Origin of the sequence: Nostoc cf. edaphicum LEGE 07299, from assembly GCF_015207245.1 — a bacterium.
In the GTDB taxonomy this organism is placed as follows: Bacteria; Cyanobacteriota; Cyanobacteriia; order Cyanobacteriales; family Nostocaceae; genus Nostoc; species Nostoc edaphicum_B.
In genome coordinates, this window is the sequence record NZ_JADEXF010000236.1 from 1 (window position 1) to 6,284 (window position 6,284).

At 43.5% G+C, this 6,284-nt stretch carries 3 protein-coding genes, 1 pseudogene and 1 riboswitch; of the genes and pseudogenes, 3 read left to right on the forward strand and 1 reads right to left on the reverse strand.

All coding sequences use genetic code 11. The features are described from left to right. A pseudogene (locus IQ229_RS09170) lies at window positions 1–247 on the forward strand (hypothetical protein); the annotation flags it as partial. Window position 248: 1 nt separating this feature from the next. Here the strand turns inward: IQ229_RS09170 and IQ229_RS09175 are convergent. Next, window positions 249–2,987: a cation-translocating P-type ATPase gene (locus IQ229_RS09175; protein WP_194043069.1), complete on the reverse strand. Its 2,739-nt coding sequence runs from the start codon at window positions 2,985–2,987 to the stop codon at window positions 249–251. Between the two features lie 408 nt (window positions 2,988–3,395). Here IQ229_RS09175 and IQ229_RS09180 point away from each other — a divergent pair, with 408 nt between their 5' ends. Beyond that, a complete protein-coding gene (locus tag IQ229_RS09180; RefSeq protein WP_194043070.1) occupies window positions 3,396–4,388 on the forward strand; it encodes a 2-hydroxyacid dehydrogenase in 993 nt (330 codons plus the stop codon). Between the two features lie 86 nt (window positions 4,389–4,474). Next, window positions 4,475–4,571: riboswitch (TPP riboswitch) on the forward strand. 7 nt (window positions 4,572–4,578) lie between these two features. Further along, window positions 4,579–5,952: a phosphomethylpyrimidine synthase gene (thiC, locus tag IQ229_RS09185; protein WP_194043072.1), complete on the forward strand. Its 1,374-nt coding sequence runs from the start codon at window positions 4,579–4,581 to the stop codon at window positions 5,950–5,952. The last annotated feature ends 332 nt before the right edge of the window (window positions 5,953–6,284 follow it).

The following is a 6,284-nucleotide window of genomic DNA, read 5'->3' on the forward strand; positions in this document are numbered from 1 at the left end:
CTATAGCCATTCTCGGTTAAGTGAGGTACAAGAACCCCACCCCCAACCCTCTCCCCGCTCTTCCAGAGGGGACTATGATGTAGCTCATGCGATTAGTAAACGCTATAGTATTGTTTACTACAGCTTTGATATGGGTGAGCAAGAAGCAAAGCAAGTAATCAGAGTAAATAGCACAACCCTTTATTTATGTGTAGTGCCTAAGAAGATGCCAGCAAATTTGGGAGTGGGTATTGGGTTAGGAGAGTAAATCAGTTGAGAGGATCGAAACGATTTACTATAATTGATACTCCAATCATTGGCAATCCTATGAGCAAGCAAATTAACCATTGATTTAAATTCAGTGGAGCAGTAGAAAATAAGCTATTCATTAAGTTCCACTGACTAAAAATAATCTGCAAAATTATCGTAGTAGCGATACCAATTCCAATTGCTGAGGCATCGCTAAATGTCTGTCTAACGCCCCGAATTTTATTAATTAAAGCAATTCCTAATTGACTAATACTTAAAAGGTAAAAAATTCTCCCGGCTACTAAAGCCTGAATTGCCATTGTTCGAGCTAAATCGATATTTCCTGTAGTTTGTCGTATCCATTCAAATACACCAAAAATCAAAATCCAGTTGAAGAGAGAAATTGCCAGAATCCGCTTGACTAAAGTTTTAGAAAGTAACGGTTCGCGGGGGCTGCGTGGTGATTGTTGCATTACCCGTTCAGACTTTGGCTCAAAGGCTAAGGGTACAGTCATGGCAATGGAATTAACCATGTTCAGCCACAAAACTTGTAAAGATAAAATTGGCAATTCTCTGGCAAATAATACACTAATCAAAATCGTCATCGATTCGCCACCATTAACGGGTAAGATGAAGGCGATCGCTTTGAGCAAATTTCGATAAACAGTCCGCCCTTCCTCGACAGCAGCTTCTATTGAGGCGAAGTTATCATCAGTCAAAATCATATCTGAGGCTTCTTTGGCTACCTCCGTACCAGCACCTCCCATTGCAATACCAATATCTGCTTGTTTCAGGGCTGGTGCATCATTGACACCATCCCCAGTCATGGCAACAACCTCTCCTTTCGATTGCAGGGCTTCAACGATGCGGAGTTTCTGTTCTGGTGCAACACGGGCGAATACTGCCCCATCTTCTATCGCTGTAGCTAGTTCTGATTGATTCATTTGCGCCAGTTCACTGCCTGTAAAAGCGAGAACTTCGCCATTTTTATTGAAACCCATACTTTGAGCGATCGCTCTTGCAGTCACAGCATGATCGCCTGTAATCATTTTGACTTGAATCCCAGCATTTTGACAGGCTTCTACTGCTTTGATAGCCTCGGTTCTAGGCGGATCGATCATCCCTTGCAATCCCAAGAAAACCAAATCCTTTTCGATATCTGCATGATCTAGTGAATCTTGAGCATTGGGTACAGATTTATTTGCAAAAGCTAGCACCCGTAAACCAAGATTCGCCATAATATCAACTTCTTCATCTATGCTTTCTGCATCTAGAGAGGTAAGGCTTCCCTCAGCATTTAACATCTGCTGACAACGTTTCAGAATTGCCTCTACCGAACCTTTGACGTAAATAGTTTTAACTCGTGAAGAATTTTTTCTACTTTTATCTTCATGCAAAGTTGCCATATATTGAAACTCAGACTCAAATGGGATCACATCTAGTCTGGGCATTTGAGCTTCTAAGTTATTGCGATGCAGTCCAACTTTATCAGCAACAGCGATCAATGCTCCCTCTGTCGGATCACCAAAAACCTGCCATTGTCCTTCTTTTTGTTCTAGATACGAGTCATTACATAACAAACCTGCTTTCAGACATTCTGCTAAAGCGGGAAAATTCTGCCAATCTATTGGCTGTTCATCTAATAAAATTTCTCCTTCTGGTGCATATCCCGTACCAGTGGCTGTATATTGTTCACCGCCAACATAAATTGCTTGCACAGTCATCTGATTTTCGGTTAGCGTCCCAGTTTTGTCAGAGCAGATAACTGTAGCACCGCCAAGAGTTTCCACTGCTGGCAATTTACGAACGATCGCATTTCGCCGCGCCATCCGCGAAACCCCGATTGCTAGTGTCACCGTTACTACAGCTGGCAATCCTTCAGGAATCGCACTTACAGCAAAGGCAACAGCCGCTTCAAACATTTCTGCCCAGGTATTGCCGTATCCCAACCCAACGGCAAATGTCAGCGCCGCGATGCCGAGAATGATGTACAGCAAGGTACGGCTAAATTTATCAAATTTTCGAGTTAGGGGAGTTTTCAGACTCGTTCCTTGCTCGATGAGTTGGGAAATGCGTCCGGTTTCTGTGGCTTCTCCGATCGCCACTACAATTCCGGTACCAGTACCAAAAGTCACAAAGCTACCAGCATAAGCCATGTTGAGGCGTTCAGCTAAAGGTGTATCTGTATTCAATGGCTGTGTATTTTTTTCAGTCGCGACTGATTCACCTGTAAGTGCTGATTCATTCACTTGCAAATTTCGGGATTCGATCAGACGTAAATCCGCTGGTACTTTATCGCCAGAAGTGAGTAGTATCAAATCCCCAGGTACTAACTCCGTTGAAGGAACTTGTACCTTTTGACCGTTGCGAAGAATCGTTGCATTAGTTTGTACTGAAGAAGCTAAGGCTGCGATCGCACTTTCGGCTTTCGATTCTTGAATAAAACCGATAATCGCATTAATTAGGGTTACACCCCAAATTACCCAAGCATTTACCCACTGTCCAATTAAGGCTTTGATTGCACCAGCAATCAGCAAAATATATAGTAGCGGTTGGTTAAATTGCAGCAAAAATCTTAATCCTGGGCTGGTTCCACGTTTGCCCTTAAGTTCGTTAGCACCAAAACGTTCTTGCCGTTTTACCACCTCATCTGAAGTTAAACCTGTTTCTAGATTGGCATCTAAATGTTGAGCTACCTTCGATGCCGGTAGATTGTGCCATTCACGTGGCTGGATGATTTTTTCAGATGTTGCTGTCATTTTGTTTTTGCCAAAATTGACTATTAGCCGATCGGTAAAATTATGAGAAATAAATGTGATGGAAATATGAGCGAAGTGCGGCGTTGCATATTTGTAGTAATTCCGCAAACATCGTAATTTGGAGCAATGAAGAGTGCTGAGTTCCTAGTGCTGAGTGCTGAGTTCCGAGTGCTGAGTGCTGAGTGCTGAGTTCCTAGTGCTGAGTACTCTTATTCTTACTCAGCACGGTAAATAGATCGCGCGGTAGGGGCGCAAGGCCTTGCGCCCCTAAGAATGGCATTACCAAAGTAGCGATTCAAAAATCTGCAAAAATGCCGCATCTACGCTCGTTGTAGACATCGCTTTTCTAAACGTCAAGATATTATGTACTCGAACACCGTGCAGCATACATAAAGTCTGAGGTTTTGCATGAAGGTAGCAGTTTTCAGTACAAAAGCCTACGATCGGCAGTTTTTGTCAGCTGCAAATTCTCCCATCCAACACGAGTTAGTATTTTTTGAACCTCGTTTAAATCGGGATACGGCTATCCTGGCTGCCGAATTTCCCGCAGTTTGTGTATTTGTCCACGATCAGGTTGATGCCCCAACTTTAGAACTTCTCGCCTCACGGGTAACTCGTCTAGTAGTCCTTCGCTGTGCGGGGTTTAACAATGTAGACTTACAAGCCGCAGCAGATTTAGGAATTACCGTTGTGCGTGTTCCCGCCTATTCACCTTATGGGGTGGCAGAACACGCCGTAGGATTGATTTTAAGCCTAAATCGCAAAATTCATCGTGCCTATAACCGTGTCCGAGAAGGCAATTTTTCTTTAGATGGACTGTTGGGATTTAATTTGCATGAGCGTACAGTGGGGATTGTTGGCACTGGCAAAATCGGTCTGATTTTAGGACAGATTATGAAGGGATTTGGCTGTCACATACTCGCTTATGACGTTTATCGCAACCCGGAATTGGAGGCGCTGGGTGGAAAGTATGTAGAACTACCTGAGCTATTTGCCAATTCCGATATTATCTCCCTGCATTGCCCCCTGACTCCTGAAACCCATCACTTGATTAACACTGAGGCTATAAAACAGATTAAGCCAGGTATGATGCTAATTAATACTAGCCGAGGAGCGCTGATTGATACTCAAGCAGTGATTGAGGGATTAAAGTCTGGTAAAATTGGCTATCTTGCTGTAGATGTCTACGAACAAGAATCGGAATTGTTCTTTGAGGATTTGTCTGGGGAAATTATTCAAGATGATATTTTCCAGCGTCTGACAACATTCCCCAATGTACTTATTACCGGACATCAAGCCTTTTTTACAGCAGAAGCTCTCTACAATATTGCCGAAACAACTTTTGCTAATATTACCGATATTGAACAGGGTCGTCCTTGTGCAAATGAAATTCGCGCCTAAATCTTTAGCAATCTCAAATCCAAAATTGTGTTACCTCATAAATTGTTAACACCCTTGCTCCCAGATATAACGAAGGTGGTACACTACATCCATGCTAGGGGTGCCTACATAACGAGGCTGAGATCACACCCTTAACACCTGAGTCTGGGTAATACCAGCGGAGGGAAGCTGTTTATTGAGGAATTACAATATGCGGACTGAATGGGTTGCTAAACGACGTGGGCAGGTTAATGTATCTCAAATGCACTATGCCCGCCAAGGTGTTATCACCGAAGAAATGCACTACGTCGCCCAACGCGAAAATCTCCCGGCCGATCTGATTCGTGAGGAAGTAGCACGGGGACGAATGATTATCCCCGCGAATATTAATCACACTAACCTAGAGCCGATGGCTATTGGCATCGCCTCTAAATGTAAGGTAAATGCTAATATCGGCGCTTCTCCCAACTCTTCTAATCTTCAAGAAGAAGTTGATAAGCTAAATCTGGCGGTGAAGTATGGTGCTGATACCGTGATGGATTTATCCACAGGCGGCGGTAATTTGGATGAAATTCGCACCGCAATCATCAAAGCTTCCCCTGTTCCCATTGGTACAGTGCCGGTTTACCAAGCTTTAGAAAGTGTCCACGGCACAATCGAAAATCTAACTGCTGATGATTTTCTCCACATCATCGAAAAGCACGCCCAACAAGGAGTAGACTATCAAACTATCCACGCTGGGATTTTGCTTGAGCATTTGCCTTTGGTGAGAAACCGGCTCACTGGTATTGTCTCTCGTGGCGGCGGTATTTTGGCGCGGTGGATGCTACATCACCACAAACAAAACCCGCTTTATACCCACTTCCAAGATATTATTGAGATTTTCAAAAGGTATGATGTCTCCTTCAGTTTAGGAGATTCCCTGCGTCCCGGTTGCACCCATGATGCCTCAGATGAAGCACAATTAGCTGAATTGAAAACCCTCGGACAGCTTACTCGCAAAGCCTGGGAAGATGATATACAGGTGATGGTGGAAGGGCCTGGACACGTGCCAATGGATCAAATTGAGTTCAACGTCCGTAAGCAGATGGAAGAGTGTTCGGAAGCACCTTTCTATGTTTTGGGGCCATTGGTGACAGATATTGCTCCCGGTTATGACCACATCACTTCAGCCATTGGAGCCGCAATGGCTGGATGGTACGGTACTGCAATGCTGTGTTATGTAACACCTAAAGAACATTTAGGTCTACCAGATGCCGAAGATGTGCGGAATGGGTTGATTGCCTATAAAATAGCGGCTCATGCGGCTGATATTGCTAGACATCGCCCTGGTGCAAGAGATAGAGATGATGAACTTTCTAAGGCGCGTTACAACTTCGATTGGAACCGTCAGTTTGAATTATCGCTCGATCCAGAAAGAGCTAAGGAATATCACGATGAAACTCTGCCAGCAGATATCTATAAAACTGCTGAGTTTTGTTCGATGTGTGGGCCTAAGTTCTGCCCAATGCAAACTAAGGTTGATGCTGATGCGTTGACAGAATTAGAGAAGTTCTTGGCGAAAGAGACTGTGACTCAAAGTTAACAGATTAGACCTCTTGCAAAAGTCGAAAAACCGCTGTAACTGGTATCAACTATAAGTTAAAACTCTTTTAAAACCTTGTTCCCAGTCGGAAACTGGGAATGAGACAAAATGGTTTTGCTTCTCTCAAAATATAAGGTTAGGTTTTGCGATCGCACTTTTACTTCGTACAAGAGTAATCCAATTGCAATCGCTCCCCAATCAAAGCTAAATCAGTAATTCTGGTTGGTAAGCTAATCAGCATTCAAGTTGCATAATCAGGGCGGACAAGATGTCCACCCCACAAAATTTTGAGAAAATTTTAATATGCAAATTAGATGTGCTTTAGCTTAATC